The organism is Vibrio sp. V15_P4S5T153 (assembly GCF_963874485.1).
Lineage (GTDB): Bacteria > Pseudomonadota > Gammaproteobacteria > Enterobacterales > Vibrionaceae > Vibrio > Vibrio anguillarum.
In genome coordinates, this window is the sequence record NZ_CAWNHR010000019.1 from 415915 (window position 1) to 435092 (window position 19178).

16 protein-coding genes are annotated in these 19178 nt (G+C 45.1%); 14 read left to right on the top strand and 2 right to left on the bottom strand.

The features are described from left to right. Positions 1-3: 3 nt before the first annotated feature. The gene (locus tag AACT42_RS20475) at positions 4-2502 is read right to left on the bottom strand and encodes a penicillin-binding protein 1A (RefSeq protein WP_094132153.1); all 2499 of its coding nucleotides are present in this window, start codon (positions 2500-2502) and stop codon (positions 4-6) included. Between the two features lie 149 nt (positions 2503-2651). Between AACT42_RS20475 and pilM the strand changes: the two genes are divergently transcribed. The 14 genes from pilM to AACT42_RS20545 all read left to right on the top strand — a co-directional run bounded on the left by pilM (position 2652) and on the right by AACT42_RS20545 (position 17936). Further along, positions 2652-3662, top strand: a complete 1011-nt coding sequence (pilM, locus tag AACT42_RS20480; protein WP_094132154.1) for a type IV pilus assembly protein PilM — start codon at positions 2652-2654, stop codon at positions 3660-3662. Further along, the gene (locus AACT42_RS20485) at positions 3652-4254 is read left to right on the top strand and encodes a PilN domain-containing protein (RefSeq protein ID WP_064625964.1); all 603 of its coding nucleotides are present in this window, start codon (positions 3652-3654) and stop codon (positions 4252-4254) included. The genes pilM and AACT42_RS20485 overlap by 11 nt, the downstream gene beginning before the upstream one ends. Beyond that, positions 4247-4840 carry a type 4a pilus biogenesis protein PilO gene (locus tag AACT42_RS20490; protein WP_013855887.1) on the top strand — a complete coding sequence of 198 codons (594 nt, stop codon included), beginning with the start codon at positions 4247-4249 and terminating at the stop codon, positions 4838-4840. Before AACT42_RS20485 ends, AACT42_RS20490 begins: the two co-directional genes overlap by 8 nt. Further along, positions 4827-5348, top strand: coding sequence for a pilus assembly protein PilP (locus AACT42_RS20495; RefSeq protein WP_017047272.1), 522 nt, complete (start codon positions 4827-4829; stop codon positions 5346-5348). The genes AACT42_RS20490 and AACT42_RS20495 overlap by 14 nt, the downstream gene beginning before the upstream one ends. A gap of 53 nt (positions 5349-5401) precedes the next feature. Next, positions 5402-7087 carry a type IV pilus secretin PilQ gene (locus AACT42_RS20500; RefSeq protein WP_371319560.1) on the top strand — a complete coding sequence of 562 codons (1686 nt, stop codon included), beginning with the start codon at positions 5402-5404 and terminating at the stop codon, positions 7085-7087. 186 nt (positions 7088-7273) lie between these two features. Then, positions 7274-7795 carry a shikimate kinase AroK gene (aroK, locus tag AACT42_RS20505; RefSeq protein WP_010317691.1) on the top strand — a complete coding sequence of 174 codons (522 nt, stop codon included), beginning with the start codon at positions 7274-7276 and terminating at the stop codon, positions 7793-7795. A 24-nt stretch (positions 7796-7819) separates the two neighbouring features. Beyond that, entirely contained in the window at positions 7820-8908 is a 1089-nt protein-coding gene (gene aroB / locus AACT42_RS20510) for a 3-dehydroquinate synthase (protein WP_026027426.1), read from the top strand. Positions 8909-8956: 48 nt separating this feature from the next. Beyond that, positions 8957-10456, top strand: coding sequence for an SPOR domain-containing protein (locus tag AACT42_RS20515; protein WP_094132156.1), 1500 nt, complete (start codon positions 8957-8959; stop codon positions 10454-10456). Between the two features lie 69 nt (positions 10457-10525). Continuing rightward, positions 10526-11356: a Dam family site-specific DNA-(adenine-N6)-methyltransferase gene (locus tag AACT42_RS20520; RefSeq protein WP_013855892.1), complete on the top strand. Its 831-nt coding sequence runs from the start codon at positions 10526-10528 to the stop codon at positions 11354-11356. A gap of 112 nt (positions 11357-11468) precedes the next feature. Then, complete coding sequence (gene rpe, locus AACT42_RS20525) at positions 11469-12143, top strand: ribulose-phosphate 3-epimerase (protein ID WP_094133358.1); 675 nt, start codon at positions 11469-11471, stop codon at positions 12141-12143. 95 nt (positions 12144-12238) lie between these two features. After that, the gene (locus tag AACT42_RS20530) at positions 12239-12925 is read left to right on the top strand and encodes a phosphoglycolate phosphatase (RefSeq protein ID WP_026027427.1); all 687 of its coding nucleotides are present in this window, start codon (positions 12239-12241) and stop codon (positions 12923-12925) included. Between the two features lie 155 nt (positions 12926-13080). Further along, positions 13081-14097, top strand: coding sequence for a tryptophan--tRNA ligase (trpS, locus tag AACT42_RS20535; RefSeq protein ID WP_013855895.1), 1017 nt, complete (start codon positions 13081-13083; stop codon positions 14095-14097). Positions 14098-14252: 155 nt separating this feature from the next. Next, positions 14253-15014 carry a substrate-binding periplasmic protein gene (locus tag AACT42_RS20540; protein ID WP_094133357.1) on the top strand — a complete coding sequence of 254 codons (762 nt, stop codon included), beginning with the start codon at positions 14253-14255 and terminating at the stop codon, positions 15012-15014. A 306-nt stretch (positions 15015-15320) separates the two neighbouring features. Further along, complete coding sequence (locus AACT42_RS20545; RefSeq protein WP_094133356.1) at positions 15321-17936, top strand: ExeM/NucH family extracellular endonuclease; 2616 nt, start codon at positions 15321-15323, stop codon at positions 17934-17936. A gap of 45 nt (positions 17937-17981) precedes the next feature. Here AACT42_RS20545 and AACT42_RS20550 read toward each other — a convergent pair whose 3' ends face one another. Continuing rightward, positions 17982-18872 carry a LysR family transcriptional regulator gene (locus tag AACT42_RS20550; RefSeq protein WP_088729177.1) on the bottom strand — a complete coding sequence of 297 codons (891 nt, stop codon included), beginning with the start codon at positions 18870-18872 and terminating at the stop codon, positions 17982-17984. Positions 18873-19178: the final 306 nt, after the last annotated feature.

Below are 19178 nucleotides of genomic sequence, written 5' to 3' on the forward strand. Positions count from 1 at the left end.
GCTTTAGAATAGCTCTTCACCTGAAGGTGAAGAGTAGATGTTGTCAGAGACACTCTCTGCGACATACTCGGTTGGCTCAGTGCCTTGAATGAAGTATTCAAACATCGAGCTTGAATCAAACTTATTGGTTAACAGGCCGGTATCGATATCGATTCTTACCCGCACAATATTGGCGGGAATGGGTTTGTCTTGCGCTGGCACATCGACCAGTACTTGACGCATAAAATCAATCCAAGCGGGTTGTGCCGTTTTTGCTCCCGCTTCCGCACCGGATACACCATCGTCATCTACATTGCTGTTTTCGGTTGTCCTACCTAAGTTGCGGTTATGATCATCAAATCCGACCCAAGCAATAGCGACCATGCCCGGTGCATAGCCGTTGTACCACGCATCTTTGGAGTCATTGGTCGTTCCTGTTTTACCACCAATATCACGACGCCCCAGCTTTTGTGCACGCCAGCCTGTACCATTCCAACCCGTTCCTTCACGCCAATTTCCGCCACCCCAAATATTGCTGTACATCATCTCTCGGACAAGAAATGCGTTTTGTTCGGAAATGACTTGTGGAGCATAGTGCGATGCAACATCTTGCTCATCGAACTCATTTGTGTCTGGGGTGCATTGCTGTTGGCAAACGACTTTTGGTGTGGCTTGATACTCAAGTTTGCCAAAGGGATCTTCAACTTTGCTGATGTAATAGGGTTCAACATAATAGCCACCATTGGCAAACACGGAATAGCCTTGCGCCATCTTAACCGGCGTTAAGCTTCCCGCACCTAAGGCAATGGTTTCTGAGCGTGGTACTTGGTCAATATCAAAACCAAAGCGAGTGAGATACTCACGTGTTTCATCCAGCCCAACAGCGCGTAGCACTCTCACCGCCATCACGTTTTTGGATTGAGCCAAGCCAACGCGAAGACGAGTTGGGCCAATATAAGTCGGTGGTGAGTTTTTAGGACGCCATGCTGTACCTTGGCTTTGGTCCCACTGGTTAATTGGCGCATCATTAATCAGCGTCGCTAAGGTCATGCCTTTATCGATGGCGGCAGAGTAGATAAAGGGTTTAATACTTGAGCCGACTTGGCGCACCGATTGAGTCGCACGGTTAAATTTATTGTGCACAAAGTTAAAGCCGCCAACCAGCGCCAGTACCGCACCATTTTCTGGGTTCATGGCAACAAAGGCAGTGTTGGCATTGGGTACTTGGCTTAAGTACCATTGTGGTGCTTCGTCGGTGGTATGCTCATCACTGTATTCAGCACGATTACGAACCCAAATTTGTTCACCAGCGGCGATGATTTCCGTCGCTGTACTCGGAACCGGTCCTTGTCGAGAATCAGTTAAGAAACGGCGAGCCCAGTTCATGCCTTGCCATTCAATGGTCTGCAATCCTTGATTTTTCACCCAAACCGTAGCCGATTGGCTGCTTACGTGGGTAACGACGGCTGGTAATAAATCTCCATAAGTCGGTTCATTATTTAAGTGCTCGGCCAGTTGCTGTTCATTCAATGGCGTTTGGCCTTCTTTCCAAACTACTTTTTCAGCACCGCGATAGCCATGACGCTCATCATAGGCGAGTAGGTTATTGATTGCAGCTTTACTCGCGGCTTGCTGCTGTTTGGAATCTACCGTTGTGGTGACAATCATGCCAGAGGTATAGGCCGACTCTTCACCATAGCGCTCCACCATCCATGAACGGGCGATTTCTGCCACATAAGGTGCACTGAGTTCAATTTCAGCACCGTGGTATTTCGACATTAAGGGCTCAGAGCGGGCTTGCGCATATTGCGCTGGGGTTATGTATTTCTCATCAAGCATTCTCTGTAGCACCACGTTACGGCGGTTAGTCGCGCGATCTAGAGAATAGATAGGGTTCATGGTTGAAGGTGCTTTGGGAAGTCCTGCAATCAGAGCAATCTCACTTAGCGTTAAATCTTTGACTTCTTTTCCAAAATAAACTTGGGCTGCCGCTCCAATTCCATACGATCGGTAACCGAGATAAATTTTATTGAGATAAAGCTCTAGGATTTCTTTTTTCGTCAGCAATTGTTCGATATGAATAGCGATAAAAATCTCTTTGATTTTTCGCATGATCTTCTTCTCATTAGAGAGGTAGAAGTTACGAGCAAGCTGCTGAGTAATGGTACTTGCACCTTGTTTAGCGCTACCTGAGGCGATCACAGCGACCGCAGCACGAGTGATACCAATTGGGTCAAAACCATAGTGTTCGTAGAAGCGGCTATCTTCGGTGGCGATAATCGCTTCGATAAGTTCAGGCGGGATCTCTTCAATACGCAACGGAACTCGGCGCTTTTCTCCAAATTGGGCGATGAGCTTGCCATCTTGACTATAGACCTGCATCGGTGTCTGCAATTGTACATCACGTAAAGTCGCTACATCGGGGAGGTCTGGCTTCACGTAAAAATAGAAGCCAAATATCGTAGTGACTCCAAGAATAATGCAAATCAATGAAAGTAATAACAATCGCTTTATGAACTTCACCGGATAATCCCTGTTTAGTTAAGGCTGCCCTTATGCAAACCCTTGTACTCTAGGCTAAAAATTTAGCTCTAAAAATAAATTGTGGCTTATTTAACCTCAAAATAAGCAAATCGAGCTAAGCCTAAGCAGCGTTACTGGAGCTAAGCCGTATGGGTAAATCAATGGTTACGGGTATAGATATTGGCCACCATAGTATTAAAGCGGTGGTGTTAAAGCTAGCGGGTGATTCATATACACTCGTCGGTTATAAAGAATTATTTATTACTGAGGACATATTCTCCGATAACCACACGCTGGATTATCAGAAAATTGTAAAGAAACTCAAAGAACTAAGAAAGGGTTTACCACTATTTAGTCACAAAGTCGCCATATCGGTACCTGACAATGCGGTAATAAGTAAGGTATTACAAATAGATAGTGACCTGCAGGCGCGTGAAAAAGAGTTTGCTATTTATCAGGCATTTTCTCATCAGTCACCGTTCCCGATAGAAGAACTGAGTCTCGATTTCGTCCAAGTGATGGAAAAAAGCGTAAGTCGCAGTAGCACCGTAAGTTATCAAGTTTACGCCACTCGTAAAGACGTCGTGGAAAGCCGCGCGTTAGCGGCTCAAAAAGCGGGCTTTTTACCGATCGCGGTTGATGTGCAAATACACAGTTTGTTAAACATCTGGCAGTTGGCGAGCAGGGCACAACATCGCAGCGATTGGATGCTCATGGATGTGGGCCATACCCAAACGGCGCTCTGTATTGATTTTACTGATAAAGCCCCTTTTCATAAAGAGATCCCTCTCGGTTGCCAGTGGTTATCCCAAGACAGCGCGATGTCGGGCACCAATGCGGAATTAGCTGATAAAAACGAGCGCTTTGTGCATGAGTTGATCGAGCGACTTCAACGTCAGTTGCAGCTTTTCACCTCCGTCAATGGCGCGGGCAGTTTAGCCGGCATTTGGCTCTCAGGTGGTGGTGCAGATACTCCGATGTTAGCGCAAGAGATTGCGCGGCGTCTCAAGCTTGAGTGCGAGATTCTCGATCCCTTCCTTCTGTTTAACAATAAGTTAGCGAAACGCCAGCAGGGTGAGCTGTCTGGGCAGAGTTTTAGCACCGCAGCGGGTCTTGCTCTGCGTGGTATCGAGTGGTTGGAGTCTTCTCATGTTGCATAGTATTAACTTACTTCCTTGGCGAGAGGAACAAAGAGCGGCGCATAAGCGTCGTTTTATGGGCTTGGTCGTCTTAGGTGTGATGAGCGCTGTTGGTATTCAATGGGGTATCGGTTTGTATTTCTCTGGGCAAGCGCAGCAGCAAGAGTCTCGTTTGGCTTATTTGAATCAATACATTCAGCAGCTTGATAAACAGATCAATGCATTAAAAATGACGGAACAAGAACACAAGGCACTATTAACTCGCTTATCGGTTGTTGAGTCATTGCAAAGCCAACGCAATAAAACCACCGAGTTGATGAACCTGATGCCACAGCTTATGCCTGAAGGAGTCTACGTCGATAAGATCAAAATGAATGGTGAAGAAATTGAAATTACGGGCATCAGTGACAGCACTGCGCGTCTTGCGACCATGCTCGATAATTTTGAAAAATCAGCCTTACTTTCCGATGTCAACATGCACTCTATCGTGCACGGTAATAAGCGATTTGGTAAGGAGTTTCAGACGTTTAAAGTGTCATTTATGTTTCATTCCCCGACACCACAGGGCGCTGTGCTAACCAAGATTCGGCCTACAGGAGCTGTCCATGACTAGTTTTCAAGATCTTGATATGGATGAAATGGCTGAATGGCCGTTGCTGCCTCAATTGCTGGTTATTTTGGTGTTGATGCTAATTATTCAAGGCGTTGGCGCGTGGTTCTATCTTATGCCTCAAAATGAGCAATTGCAGAACTTAAAACAGCAAGAAGAGGTGCTGAAATCGACCTTACGGATTAAGGCCAGCAAAGCCGCCACCTTACCCCAGTTGCAAGCTCAACTGGATGAATTAACTGAACGTTATGATTTTTTATTACGCCAATTACCCGTGCAAAAAGAGCTCGCAAGCATGCTGGCGTCGGTCAATGAACTAGGGCTAGATAACGCGTTAACCTTTACACGTATTGATTGGGGAGAAAAACAGAATAAAGAGTTTCTGTATCGTTTGCCGCTTAATATCGAATTAACTGGGAATTACCACGACATTGGTGATTTCTCAGAGGCGATCGCGAAATTGCCCCGCATTATTAATTTCGATGATGTTGATTGGCAACGGGTTAGCCAGGAAAGCAGCACGTTGCATTTTAGGGTGCGCGCTTATACCTATCAATTCAAGCAAGAGGTGGACGATGAAAAACAATAATCTGCTGCTGATGGTGTTGTTTAGTACCAGTGTATTGGTTGGTTGTAAGGCGAATCAAGATTCATTGAAGGTTTATGTGGAGCAGGTCGAGGGGCAAGCACGCAAAGAAGTCTCCAAATTAAAACCCATTATCCAATTTGAAGTTGCTCATTATGCGCAACATGAATCCCGCGAACCTTTTGTGCTGCCTAAAGAAGCGATTGTACAAAATCAGCCTGTAGTGAAGGCAGACTGCTGGCAACCTCCGGCTCGCAGTAAAAATGGCCAGCTAGAGCGCTATCCGCTTAATCAACTGCGATTAAAAGGCGTGATGAGTAGCGGGGGCGCGGTATCGGCATTAGTGCAAACGCCCCAAGGCAAGGTCGTCAACGTGAAAGCGGGACAATATTTAGGTTTGAATCACGGCAAAGTTACTCGAGTTGATTCCAATTACCTGCTGATCAATGAAACCTTGCCAGACGGCTTAGGTTGTTGGAATCAACGTAACGTCAAATTGGCTCTGAAATAGAATTTGAATTTAGAGAAATCACTATGATTAAAGGACTACAGACACAAATGACTATGGTATTTCGGAGCCTCTTATTTGGCTTATTATTGAGTATGGCAGGGCTAAGTGTGGCGGCAGAAACGGCGCAGACCAACGAGCTTAAAGGCATTGATTTTCGAGTCAATAAAAACAAAGACGCTGTATTGATTGTTGAACTCGCATCACCTTCGACAGTAGTTAATGTGCAGAAAGTAGCTGACGGTTTACAAATTGAACTGCTTAAGACGGATGTCTCCAATGAGAAACTGTATGTCTTAGACGTCAAAGATTTTGCAACCGTTGTTGAGAGTATCGAGGTATTGCGCAAAGAGCCAAGTACACAGTTACTGGCGACCATTCATGGCGAGTTTAAGTATGATTACAGCTTGAAAGGGAAATACCTTGAGGTGGTGATTGGCAAACTGAAAGAACAAGAAAAACCTAAGCCGAAGAGCATTCTTGAGAAAGAGGGCAAGCTTATCTCGATTAACTTTCAAGATATTCCTGTGCGAAATGTTTTGCAGCTTATCGCAGATTATAACGCGTTTAACCTAGTCGTCTCAGATTCGGTCACTGGTAACCTGACGCTACGGCTTGATGGCGTGCCTTGGCAGCAAGTGCTCGATATCATTTTGCAAGTCAAGGGATTAGATAAGCGTGTTGACGGCAATGTGATTTTAGTTGCACCTAAAGAAGAGTTGGATTTACGTGAAAAGCAGCAGCTTGAAAAGGCACGTTTGGCTGAAGAGTTGGGCGATCTACGTTCTGAAATCATCAAAATTAATTTTGCTAAGGCGTCTGATATTGCGCAGATGATTGGCGGTGAAGGGGCGGTCAGCATGTTGTCTGAGCGAGGTTCCATCAGTATCGACGAGCGAACCAACTCACTGCTGATCCGTGAATTGGCTGAGAATATTGTGGTGATACGCCAAATTGTTGAATCGCTCGATATCCCGGTCAAACAGGTACAGATTGAAGCGCGCATTGTTACGGTCAACGAAGGTAATTTGGATGAACTTGGCGTACGCTGGGGTTTCACCTCGACCAATGGCAACAACACCGCAGGCGGAAGTATTGAAAGTAATTTATTCCAAGTGGGCAAGTTGGGGGAAAGCACATTGCCCGTTGATGACTTCCTTAACGTAAACTTAGCGGCGACCTCCGCTAATGCCTCAAGTATTGCCTTCCAAGTGGCTAAGTTGGGGTCGGATATGTTGTTGGATTTAGAGCTTTCAGCGCTACAACGTGAGTCGAAAGCGGAGATCATTTCCAGCCCTCGTTTGATTACGACCAACAAGAAACCCGCTTATATCGAGCAGGGTACGGAGATCCCTTATTTGGAGTCTTCTTCCAGCGGGGCAACGACAGTCGCCTTCAAAAAAGCGGTGCTGAGTTTAAAAGTGACGCCACAGATAACGCCGGATAATCGTTTAGTGTTAGATCTCAGTGTCACTCAAGACCGGCCTGGGGATATTGTAAAAACAGGGACGGGAGAAGCGGTTGCAATTAATACTCAGCGTATTGGCACTCAAGTATTGGTCAATAATGGAGAAACCGTGGTCCTTGGTGGAATATTCCAACATAGCGTCAACAATACGGTGGATAAGGTGCCATTGCTTGGTGATTTGCCATTACTTGGTGCATTGTTCCGCCGTTCCTATGAGCAAGTGGGCAAAAGTGAGCTGCTGATTTTCGTGACACCGAAAGTCGTCATTCAATAACTTACGGCTGATATTGCGATTGGTTAAAAAATAAAGTTGCATTAGTGGCACCATATCTAGATAATTTCGGGTCTTATCACGAATCATCTGTGAGGAATAGGTGCCACGAGCGTCTTAACGGTCAGTATTATACTGGCTAATCTTGTGGCGATGTCATTGAATTAACGTTGTAAATTACTGCTAAACATGGCTGAGAAACGCAATATTTTCCTTGTTGGCCCAATGGGCGCCGGCAAAAGTACAATTGGTAGACATCTTGCTCAACAACTGCATATGGAGTTTTTAGACTCAGATACAGTCATTGAAGAGCGTACAGGCGCAGATATCGCATGGGTATTTGACGTCGAAGGTGAAGAGGGCTTCCGTAAACGTGAGGAAGCTGTAATTAATGACCTAACCGAGAAACAAGGTATTGTACTCGCAACAGGCGGTGGTTCTGTTAAGAGTAAAGAAAACCGTAATCGTTTATCTGCTCGTGGTATTGTGGTCTACCTTGAAACGACGATTGAAAAACAACTTGCACGCACGAACCGTGACAAAAAACGGCCATTGCTTCAAACAGACAATCCACGTGAAGTCTTAGAATGCTTGGCTGATGAACGTAACGATCTTTACGCTGAGATCGCTGATTTTACGGTTCGTACTGACGATCAAGGTGCAAAAGTGGTAGCCAACGAGATCGTAAAAATGCTAGAAGAACATTCCTAAGTTCTTTATTTTGGAGTGCAAACCATGGAACGGATTACGGTCAGTTTAGATGAGCGTAGCTACCCAATCTCAATTGGCGCCGGATTATTTAATGATCCGGCCCTCCTTTCTTTCTTATCGGCCAAACAAAAAGTCGTCGTCATCAGTAATGTGACGGTCGCGCCTTTGTACGCGGATAAAATCTTCGCCCTTCTTGCACCGCATGCTTGTAACGTCTCCTTGCTTGAACTACCAGATGGCGAGCAGTATAAAACTTTAGATACATTTAATACGGTGATGAGTTACTTGTTGGAAGGTAATTACAGCCGTGATGTGGTGATCATCGCTTTAGGTGGTGGCGTGATTGGTGATTTAGTTGGATTCGCCGCAGCCTGTTATCAGCGCGGAGTCGATTTTATCCAAATACCGACCACGCTGCTTTCGCAAGTGGACTCCTCCGTTGGCGGTAAAACCGCGGTCAATCATGCTTTAGGTAAAAACATGATTGGTGCATTTTATCAGCCGAAAGCCGTCATTATTGATACTGAATGTTTGGCGACTTTACCTGCGCGAGAATTTGCCGCTGGTATGGCGGAAGTGATCAAATATGGCATCATTTACGATCATGATTTCTTTGTCTGGTTGGAAGAGAATCTCGATAAACTCTACGCCTTAGATGAGCAAGCGCTAAGTTATGCCATCGCTCGCTGCTGTCAAATTAAAGCCGATGTGGTCGCTCAAGATGAAAAAGAGTCGGGAATTCGCGCGTTGTTGAACCTAGGTCATACATTTGGTCATGCGATTGAAGCGCAGCTCGGGTATGGTAATTGGCTACACGGTGAAGCGGTTTCTGCCGGAACTGTGATGGCCGCTAAAACGGCGCAGTTACAAGGTTTAATTAACGATCAGCAAGTTGAGCGGATTGTTTCTATACTCAAAAGAGCAAATTTACCGATTCATACGCCCGAAAGCATGTCGTTTTCTGACTTTATGCAACACATGATGCGTGATAAAAAAGTGCTTTCAGGCGAACTACGTTTGGTGCTACCAACCAGTATTGGTACATCACAAGTAGTGAAAGGTGTACCCGAAGCGGTCATTGAACAAGCGATTGACTTCTGCCGCACCCTGTAAATCTTCATTGATACTAATTTGACAGTTGTCTGTCAGTAGGACGGCCTAATGAGTTTGGCGAATGAATTACGTATATTGGAATTAGATTCGCAAGTCGAGCTACTTGAGCGTTTGCAATTATTGACCAATTTTGGCTCAAATGTCATTACCGTTGGTGGTGGATTAGGTTTTGGTAAATCTTGGTTAGCGCAGCGTTATTTAGAAGCGTGGGCCGAAGATAAAAACCAATCGCTGTTGCTGTGTCATCCCAATCAAGATGACCAGCAGCGTCGAGCGACCATTCTTACCCAAATCGTTTCAGGCCCGTTATTTAATCCTCACGATACACTTTCTGACAGCTTAGTTCGCCTGCTGGATGGTGGCGGTTGTGATGTGGTGATTGTTGTCGATGACGCTCATTTACTCTCCGAAACCTTAGTGTCTGAGCTATGGATGCTGGTGTTAGAAGCACAAGCCAATCCATTGTGGACCATCAATGTCGTATTATTTGCACAAGCCAATAGTCTTGATGCTTTGCTGACTCGTTTAAGCTACGGACAAGAGCATAAACCCGTAGAGCTTGAGATTGAAGCCCTAAGCAATGAAGAAGCGGATCGCTTTTTTGAAAATCTGGTCATGCGTTATGTACCCGATGAGATGGAGCGCCGCGTACGCAACGCTTACAAAAAGGTGAAACGCGTGCCTGGGGAAATCATGGCATTAGGAGAGCAGAAAATGGAAAAAAGGATCATCATCCGTTCGATTATCGGTTCTCCTGTGCAGATCGCTGCCTTGGTTTTACTGCTTCTGCTCATCATCGGTGGTGGTTACTGGTGGCTATTTACCCAGCCCTCACCCGATGAGCAAGCGTCGCAAATTACAGGCACACTCGAGCAGACGGTGATTCCGACGCTCGGGGATGCTGCTGCACCAACAGTCAATACGCTTAACGATGATTCAGCAACTGACGCCGCCAATAATGGGAAGGAGCTTGCGAAAAGTGACCCGAGTTATTTAGATGCTGAAGATGATTCCAGTTCGTTACCACCCGATGTGATGGAGAATTCAGAGAGCGTGGGCATAATTGACAGCGATCAGCAACGAGTGGTGATTGAGTCTGATGTTGTGGATGCGCTTTTGGAAGGCAATTCGACCAAAGCCGATACGTCAGTGATTAATAATGCACTTGCTGATGCACAAAACCGCACGGCGCAAACTGTGCCAGTAAGTGAGACTGCCACTGCTGCTGCGCCAACGAAAATCACCTTCTCCTTTGCGAGAGAAGAACTCAAAGCCTTTTCGCCACGCAGCTATACTTTGCAATTAGCGGCAGTCAGTTCGCTTGCTGAAGCACAAAACTTTATTAACACCTACGCGCTGCAAGAAAAGGTGCGTATTTATCCGACAGCACGCAATGATGTGGAGTGGTACATCATCACCTATGGTAATTACCCAACCATCCAGTTTGCGCGTGATGCCGTTGAAACCTTACCGAAAGCGTTGCAATTGCAAGGCCCTTGGGCCAAATCGCTAAGCCAAGTACAGCGAGAGATTGATCGTGCGAAATAACGCTGAGCTTGACGCAAAAATATGTTACATTCCGCAGCCTTATTTCGTGGTTGAAAGATAGAGCAGTAAATGAAGAAGCAGCGTGCCTTTCTTAAATGGGCTGGTGGTAAGTATGGCCTAGTCGAAGAGATTCAACGTCACCTGCCGCCAGCGCGTAAACTGGTTGAACCCTTTGTTGGTGCTGGCTCTGTGTTCCTCAATACTGATTTTGAACAGTATTTGTTGGCCGATATCAATCCTGATCTCATCAACTTGTACAACCTGATCAAAGATCAACCTGAACTGTACATCACCGAATCTAAGCGTTGGTTCACGGCCGATAACAACCGTAAAGAAGCGTATCTCGATATTCGCAAAGAGTTCAATAAAACCGATGACGTACTGTATCGTTCGTTGGCGTTTTTATACATGAACCGTTTTGGTTTTAATGGGTTATGTCGCTATAACAAAAAAGGCGGTTTCAATGTGCCTTTTGGTTCTTATAAAAAGCCTTATTTCCCGCAAGCAGAATTGGAGTTTTTTGCCGAGAAAGCCAAGAAAGCGACCTTTATTTGCGAAGGATACGAAGAGACGTTTCGTCGTGCTCGCAAGGGCTGTGTTGTCTATTGCGATCCGCCATACGCGCCACTCTCTACCACCGCCAATTTTACTTCTTATTCTGGTAATGGCTTTTCATTGGATGATCAAGCCTCATTGGCCGATGTCGCCGAAAAAGCCGCCAATGATCGTGGCATACCGGTACTGATTTCCAATCATGACACTAAGTTAACGCGCCGTTTATATCATGGTGCAGAACTTAACGTGGTCAAGGTTAAGCGCACCATTAGCCGTAATGGAGCAGGGCGCAACAAAGTAGATGAGTTGTTGGCACTGTTCAATACAGCGGAATGCGAAGGTTAACATTTCGCAGTTAAATCGGGTGTCGCGCTAGGATATCTTGGCCAGCTTAGGTAGAATTGCGGGCGAATTTTGCTCATCACGCATTTGCGCCCACTAGCCTAAGAGGTCAGGTATGAAAGATTTCCTAATTGCCCCATCTATACTCTCAGCAGATTTTGCTCGTCTTGGCGAAGATGTTGAGAAAGTGCTTGCCGCTGGGGCAGACGTTGTCCATTTTGATGTAATGGATAACCACTACGTTCCCAACTTGACCTTTGGTGCTCCGATTTGTAAGGCGCTGCGTGACTATGGTGTTACGGCACCGATTGATGTTCACCTGATGGTGAAACCAGTTGATCGCATCATTCCTGATTTTGCCAAAGCAGGGGCTTCGATGATCACTTTTCATGTGGAAGCTTCTGATCACGTTGATCGCACATTGCAATTGATCAAAGAGCACGGATGCCAAGCGGGTGTAGTGCTCAACCCAGCTACGCCACTTGCGCATCTCGAATTTATTATGGATAAAGTGGACCTCATTTTACTGATGTCGGTTAACCCTGGTTTTGGTGGCCAATCTTTTATTCCGCATACGTTGGATAAACTGCGCGCGGTGCGTCAATTGATTGAGCAATCGGGTCGTCATATCCGCCTTGAAATTGATGGTGGAGTCAAAGTCGATAACATTCGTGAAATTGCACAAGCGGGCGCAGATATGTTTGTCGCAGGCTCGGCTATTTTTGGTCAACCTAATTACCAAACGGTGATTGATGAGATGCGCGCAGAATTAGCCAAAGTGGTGCGCTAAGTCATAATACTGACTACACCTCAATAATCACTACGCAACATACTTATAACGCAACAAGGGGCTTTGTGCCCCTTGTCTATTATTCGGAAGTTAAGATGTCTTTAAGCTCAATTAAATTAATCGCCTTTGATCTCGATGGTACCTTGCTCGACAGCGTGCCAGATTTAGCCGTAGCCGCCGACCAAGCGGTACAATCGTTAGGCTATTCATCAGTATCAGAAATGCAAGTGCGTGATTACGTCGGCAATGGTGCAGATGTGCTGATCGCTCGCTCACTTAGCCAAAGTTTAACCATCAACCCTGATCTTAGCGATGAGATCAAAGCCACCGCTCGTGAGCGTTTTGATGAATTTTATGCCCAAACGGGCCATAAACTGAGCCATTTATATCCCCAAGTGAAAGAAACCTTAGCGCAGCTACACAGTGCTGGATTCACATTAGCTTTGGTGACCAATAAACCGTCTAAGTTTGTACCTGACGTATTGGTACAACATGGTATTGAGCACTTTTTTAGTGATGTGATTGGTGGTGATACCTTCCCGATCAAAAAACCTGATCCAATGGCGCTTAACTGGCTATTGGATAAACATCAACTAACGGCCAAGGAAATGTTGATGGTTGGGGATTCGAAAAACGATATTTTAGCGGCTAAAAATGCGGGTTGTTATTCGTTTGGTTTGACTTATGGCTACAATCACGGTGAGCCCATTTCAGCTTCCAACCCTGATTACGTGGCGGACTGTATCGACCAATTGCTTGATGTGTTGCGAGTTTCAGCATAAAAGTTCACACAATGCGCTAGTAAAATACTCGTCAATGAGTACACTGCATAAACCGCGTTATCGCTAAATCAAGTATCACTTAGCGAATAAGCGCGGTTTTTTTTCACAGACATTTTCAGTCTTATCTCATTTTAAGTAGCAAGGAAATCATCCCTATGAGCAAACCCATTGTATTGAGTGGTGTTCAACCGTCAGGTGAACTAAGTATCGGTAACTATTTGGGTGCTCTACGTCAATGGCAACAGATGCAAGATGACTATGATTGTCAATACTGCGTGGTTGACCTGCATGCGATCACGGTTCGTCAAGATCCGAAAGCACTGCATGAAGCCACGTTAGATGCATTGTCAATCTGTCTTGCAGTTGGTGTTGACCCTAAAAAGAGCACGCTATTTGTTCAGTCACACGTACCAGAGCATGCTCAATTGGGTTGGCTTCTCAACTGCTACACGCAGATGGGTGAATTGAGCCGCATGACTCAGTTCAAAGACAAATCAGCACGTTATGCGAACGATGTGAATGCGGGCTTATTCGGTTATCCGGTGTTGATGGCGGCCGATATTCTACTTTATGGCGCGCACCAAGTACCCGTGGGCAGTGACCAAAAGCAGCACTTAGAACTTGCGCGCGATATCGCGACTCGTTTTAACAACATCTATAGTCCTGAAAAGCCGATCTTCACCATTCCAGAGCCTTACATTCCTCAAGTGAACGCGCGAGTAATGAGCCTGCAAGATGCGACGAAAAAGATGTCTAAGTCAGATGATAACCGTAAGAATGTCATCACTTTGCTGGAAGATCCAAAGTCGATTATCAAGAAGGTCAATAAGGCTCAGACAGATACTGAAACGCCACCACGCATCGCTTTTGATACCGAAAACAAAGCGGGCATCTCCAACTTGATGAGTTTGTACTCTGCGGCGACAGGCAAAAGCTTTGCTGAGATTGAAGCGCAATATCAAGGTGTTGAGATGTACGGCCCTTTCAAGAAAGATGTTGGCGAAGCGCTGGTTGCCATGCTGGAGCCTGTACAAGCTGAATACGCGCGCATTCGAGAAGATCGCGCGTATCTTGATTCAGTAATGAAAGCGGGTGCAGAAAAAGCCTCGGCCCGCGCTGCGATCACCTTGAAAAAAGCATTTAAAGCGGTAGGGTTTGTCGAGCGTCCTTAGTTTTTCCTGTGGCAATCTAACTCCTTTCGCATTAAATAAAGCTAGGTTTTCCTAGCTTTATTTTTTACTTCTGCTTAATAAAATTTGATCTTTCTCTTTGTATTGTAGGCTTAGGTCTACACTTTAAATCATAACCATGATGATGAGTTTTGAACATGAGACGACTGCTGTTATTAGGATTGATGTTCATCTGTAGTGCCGCCGCAGAGCCAGTTCGTATTTGTGTTGGTGATGTGAATGTTTGGCCCCCGTTCACCTATTGGCAGGGGAGCTCGTATCAAGAAAAAGCCGATTCCTTGACTGGCTCAGCCACAACGCTGGTGTTGGACGCATTAAAATCTCACAACATCGATTACCAGTTTTATTTTATGCCTTGGGCGCGAGTCCAGCATGAACTGACGCAAGAGCGCGGTCGCTGCGATCTGACATGGGATGCAAGTTATCGTGCAGAAAGGGCTGAGTACAGCTATTTTTCGGTCCCGCTTTATACGATTCAACTCGGTTATTTTACGCTGCCAGACAACCATGAAGATTTAAAAGATCCATCCGTTGATGGCGTATTATGCGGAGTTAATGGCTTTAATTATGAGAATTTTGCACTGTCTAGAGAACCCTCTCTCTATTTAAATTCCGTACAGCAAGCGCTGAATATGCTGCAAAAAGAGCGGTGTGATTGGTTTGTGAGTGAAATTGAACCCATTTATGGTGGAATTCAGTTGGGTCTATATAAAATTGATCGGCCAATCGTTCATCATTTTCTCGCTAGAAACAAGCCGTACCACGTGCAAGTTCGCCGTAGCTTAGAAAATTCGATGCCGCTGTTAAATCAGCTTAATGACTATTTTCTCGATGTGCAGCAAACTGGTCGCGCGCAGGCGGTCTTTGATCGCTACCTCTCTTTTAGCCAGCCACAATAATCGAACTAAGGTGTTTGTCGTGTACGGAGCACCTTGTTTGCTTTTCTTTTTAGAAAAATAAGACTTTTCACCTCACTGCAATATCACTGTCGAAAACCCCCTTTACCTTCTTTGTTGAAAGTTTGCGCTTAGTTCAAGTATTTGCTCTAGCTATGCGATGTTGATCTCGATATGAATGGTGAATGTTTTTATCTTTCATTTAAAAACACAACACTGTACGCGCAAATGGAACCAATCCCCTTTATAAACGTGATTTACAACACCTTGCTTACCACTTCGGTTACAGAGCAGGGAAAGAGGTGAACAATGAAATCGACACGAATTAAACCCTTTGGCCGAACATTACTCGCTGCGGCGATAAGCTCCACATTGGCTGTATCAGCTCAAGCTGAGATTATTATTTCTCAGTATGTAGAAGGCAGCAGCTTCAATAAGGCCATCGAAATTGCTAACACTAGCAATGCATCCGTCAGTTTAGACAATTTCATTTTAGCGAAATCAAGCAATGGTGGTGGAAACTGGGATACACAGTTGCCCCTGACTGGGCGAGTAATTGCCGCGAACGATGTGTTAGTAATTTCTCATGCCAGCGCCAATAGTGCTATCCAAGCGGTGAGTGATGAAAATGATGTCTCGGTGATTAATTTTAACGGTGATGATCCCGTGGCGCTGCTAAACAGTGATGGTAGCGTACATGATGTGTTGGGAGTGATGGGCGGCATTAACTGGGGCAAGGACACCACTTTAGTGCGTAATAGCGATAGCCTCACGCCCTCAGCGGCTTATCAAGCTGCGCAGTGGAGCGCGCTAACCAAAGATAATATTGAAGGGTTAGGCGCACTCGATGCCGTTGAGCCACCGGCTGAATTTACCTGTACTCAAGAGGGATCTGAGCCCACCTTCACCTCTATTCAAGCGATCCAAGGCGAAGGGCAAACCTCTCCTTTTATTAGTGGCTACCCTTACATCACCGACCAAGAATATTTTGTCAAAGGTGTCGTGAGTGCCATTACCACAGGGTTGACTAAAGGTTTTTATCTGCAAGCGTTGGAAGATGATTACAACTTAAATACCTCTGAAGGTTTGTTTGTTTTTACCGATCAATCAAGCTCAAGTTTAAAACCGGGGGATGTAGTTTGTGTGAAAGGTAAAGTACAGGAGTATTACAACCTCACACAGCTTAAAGTCGAAAACAACCAATGGCTAAAGCAAGGTGAGCAAGAGGCTCCACAAGCGACCGCGATAGAGATTTTGTCCACCGATGAGAACTTTGAGCACACATTAGAGCGTTATGAAGGCATGTTGGTAAAAACCACACCAGAGCTGGATATGCGTGTGACGCGCACCTTTGGTTATGACTATGCTTCTCGTCGCAATAACATGGTGTTAGCGCAAGGTCGTATTAACATGCAGCCGAACCAGCTATTCGCTGCGGGCTCTGAGCAAGCCAAACAGCAGAGCATCGAAAACGCGCAGCGCCGCTTGTTTATTGAATCAGATGCGAAAGCCGCCGATGGCCAAATTCCGTACTACCCAGAGTTTGGTCGCAGTGATATTGATCAAAATGGTTCAACGGAAGATTACATCCGCATTGATGACAGCATCATAGGTTTAGAAGGTGTGCTCTCATTCGGTTACAACGAATATCGTCTGATTGTGACCAATTCGCTCAACCAAGAGAATTTCGTGCGCAATGATCCTCGCAGCGAGAAACCGGATATCGATGAAGGCGATCTGCGCATTGCCACATTCAACGTGCTTAACTATTTCAACTCGCCGTTTGGCGGTGATGCAAATCAGCATGGTGATAATCGTGGTGCTAATAACCTTGCAGAATTTGAACTGCAGCAAGCGAAGATCGTCAATGCGATTGTACGTTTGGATGCCGATATTGTCGGTTTGATGGAAATTGAGAATAACGGTTTCGGTGCAGGTTCGGCGATTGCGCAATTGGTCAATCAGATCAACAGCCAGATCTCGGATAAGAAAAAGCATTACCGTTTTGTCGCGATTGACTCAAATAATGATGGTGTGACCGATGAACTTGATTCTATTGGCACGGATGTGATCACCACAGGAGTGATTTATCGTGAAAAAGTAGTGAAGTTGACAGAGAATCGTGTAATTCCAATGCCAAGCCAGCAAGCACCAGAAGTGTTGGATGACAAAGGTAAAGTGATTGAAGATGGTAAAAATTACCAGCGTGACACGCTTGCACCGACCTTCAAAGTTAAAGGTGGCAATGAGAAAATTACCGTCGCGGTTAACCATCTAAAATCCAAAGGCTCGGCATGTTGGGAAGATGCCGCACCAGTTGAACAAGGTGGGCAAGGCGGCAAAGATCTTGATTTTCAAGGTGCATGTGAACAATTCCGTGTCGCAGCTGCAGTTGCTTTAGGTGAAGCGTTACAAAAAATAAAAGGGCATAAAGTCATTTTGGGTGATATGAACTCTTACGGTATGGAAGACCCGATGCTCGTATTGACGGACTACAGCCCAGAGAAGTATGGCAAAACCATTCGTGCGGCACGTAATACTTACATTGCAGGTACTCCTCAATTTGGTGATGATGGCGCGTTGATTACTCACAATTATGGGTACCTTAACGCCGTGGCCATAAAACACCCAGAGAGCTGGAGTTACTCATTTAATGATGAAGTTGGCGCACTGGATCATTTGCTGGTTAGCAAAAGTTTGAAAGGCAAAGTGGTGGATGCGACCGATTGGCACATCAACGGCGGTGAATCGACACTGTTTGATTACAACAGTGAATTCAAAGGTGATTTACCTAAATATCAAGATCATTTCCGCGCATCTGATCATGATCCTGCCGTGTTAGAACTGAACATCTATGGCGGTTCATTCGGCCTAGGAGCACTCTTCTCATTACTCGGCTTTGGTATGTGGCGACGTCGTCGTTAAGGCTTAAAGTGCGCCCCGTTAACTGACGGGGCGTTTTTGTTTTGCTCAAGCTCGGATTTTTTCAATTAAATAATCAATAAATAGCCTTACTCGTGGCGCAAGGTGGTGACGGCTCGGGTAAAGAATGTTCATGGTGTTATCTGATAGATAATAATCTGGAAAAAGCCTGACGAGGTTAGGATCATTGATTTCGTCAGCAAGAAAATTGGCAATCAAGCCGATCCCCATGCCTTGTTGTACCATTGACATCGCACCAAGCGGCGCATTGCAGATATGTTTAGGACGGGTTTTGATGTCGCATCTCACTCCCTTTGGATTGATTAGCGTGACTTTATCTTGAGGAAGATTCAATAAAGTTAACGCAACCCATGGGTGCTGCTCTAAATCTCGTAGTTTCCTTAATAAAGGTGCACTAACTAAGTATTTTTTACTGGCGTATATCCCCATTTTAAAAGGCATTAATTCGCGGCCAACCATTGAGCAAGATGTCAGTTCACCCATTCTGATCAGCACATCTAATTGTGTGGCTACTGGATCTTGTAAACCATCTTCGAGTTGAATATCAAACAGCACATTGGGGTAACTCTCAGAAAATGTTGAAATCAGCGGACTTAAAATATAGCTGCCGACATCAATGGTTGTACCGATCCTAATCACGCCTGCCACATCGGTAGACAAATGCTGGACGGCCCGTAGCGCGTCTTCTGCCAGCGGTAAGAGGCCATTGGTATGTTGATAAAATGCGTGCCCTTCAGTCGTTAGGCTAACTTTACGGGTAGAGCGATGCAGTAAACGTACGTTAAGATGTGATTCTAGCAAGCTAACTTGCTCGCTCACTTTCGATTTTGCTATGCCTAACGATTCACCAGCCGAGGTAAACGAACCGTATTCAACCACTTTATTAAAAATGGCAATACGTTTTAACTCACTCAACATAATTGTTCCCTTATTGGTAACCTTTCGTTCTTGTTTTGTTATCTAGTCAACCTTTGTCATTCATCAAATAATGACAGCTCTAATTAGAGAGATATAAACCATTTTGGTTTCCTTTAAATACGGGCAAATAATAAATTTCTTCTGAATGATGGCACTATTGAGATATCTATTCCTAAATAAACTGGGATTAATAATTAAATTAGCAATGTCAATCTTATAAATATCAATATTGTGTAAATATTTTTAATATTATCCAACCGAATTTTCGAAAATGATGTATGCAATGTTGTTTTATTCCTAACGTTT

What these genes read in the sequence shown, in the direction of transcription:
- pilM (WP_094132154.1), top strand. Translation starts at nt 2,652, where the DNA reads ATGGGTAAATCAATGGTTACGGGTATAGATATTGGCCACCATAGTATT.
- AACT42_RS20485 (WP_064625964.1), top strand. Translation starts at nt 3,652, where the DNA reads ATGTTGCATAGTATTAACTTACTTCCTTGGCGAGAGGAACAAAGAGCG.
- AACT42_RS20490 (WP_013855887.1), top strand. Translation starts at nt 4,247, where the DNA reads ATGACTAGTTTTCAAGATCTTGATATGGATGAAATGGCTGAATGGCCG.
- AACT42_RS20495 (WP_017047272.1), top strand. Translation starts at nt 4,827, where the DNA reads ATGAAAAACAATAATCTGCTGCTGATGGTGTTGTTTAGTACCAGTGTA.
- AACT42_RS20500 (WP_371319560.1), top strand. Translation starts at nt 5,402, where the DNA reads ATGGTATTTCGGAGCCTCTTATTTGGCTTATTATTGAGTATGGCAGGG.
- aroK (WP_010317691.1), top strand. Translation starts at nt 7,274, where the DNA reads ATGGCTGAGAAACGCAATATTTTCCTTGTTGGCCCAATGGGCGCCGGC.
- aroB (WP_026027426.1), top strand. Translation starts at nt 7,820, where the DNA reads ATGGAACGGATTACGGTCAGTTTAGATGAGCGTAGCTACCCAATCTCA.
- AACT42_RS20515 (WP_094132156.1), top strand. Translation starts at nt 8,957, where the DNA reads ATGAGTTTGGCGAATGAATTACGTATATTGGAATTAGATTCGCAAGTC.
- AACT42_RS20520 (WP_013855892.1), top strand. Translation starts at nt 10,526, where the DNA reads ATGAAGAAGCAGCGTGCCTTTCTTAAATGGGCTGGTGGTAAGTATGGC.
- rpe (WP_094133358.1), top strand. Translation starts at nt 11,469, where the DNA reads ATGAAAGATTTCCTAATTGCCCCATCTATACTCTCAGCAGATTTTGCT.
- AACT42_RS20530 (WP_026027427.1), top strand. Translation starts at nt 12,239, where the DNA reads ATGTCTTTAAGCTCAATTAAATTAATCGCCTTTGATCTCGATGGTACC.
- trpS (WP_013855895.1), top strand. Translation starts at nt 13,081, where the DNA reads ATGAGCAAACCCATTGTATTGAGTGGTGTTCAACCGTCAGGTGAACTA.
- AACT42_RS20540 (WP_094133357.1), top strand. Translation starts at nt 14,253, where the DNA reads ATGAGACGACTGCTGTTATTAGGATTGATGTTCATCTGTAGTGCCGCC.
- AACT42_RS20545 (WP_094133356.1), top strand. Translation starts at nt 15,321, where the DNA reads ATGAAATCGACACGAATTAAACCCTTTGGCCGAACATTACTCGCTGCG.
- AACT42_RS20550 (WP_088729177.1), bottom strand. Translation starts at nt 18,872, where the DNA reads ATGTTGAGTGAGTTAAAACGTATTGCCATTTTTAATAAAGTGGTTGAA.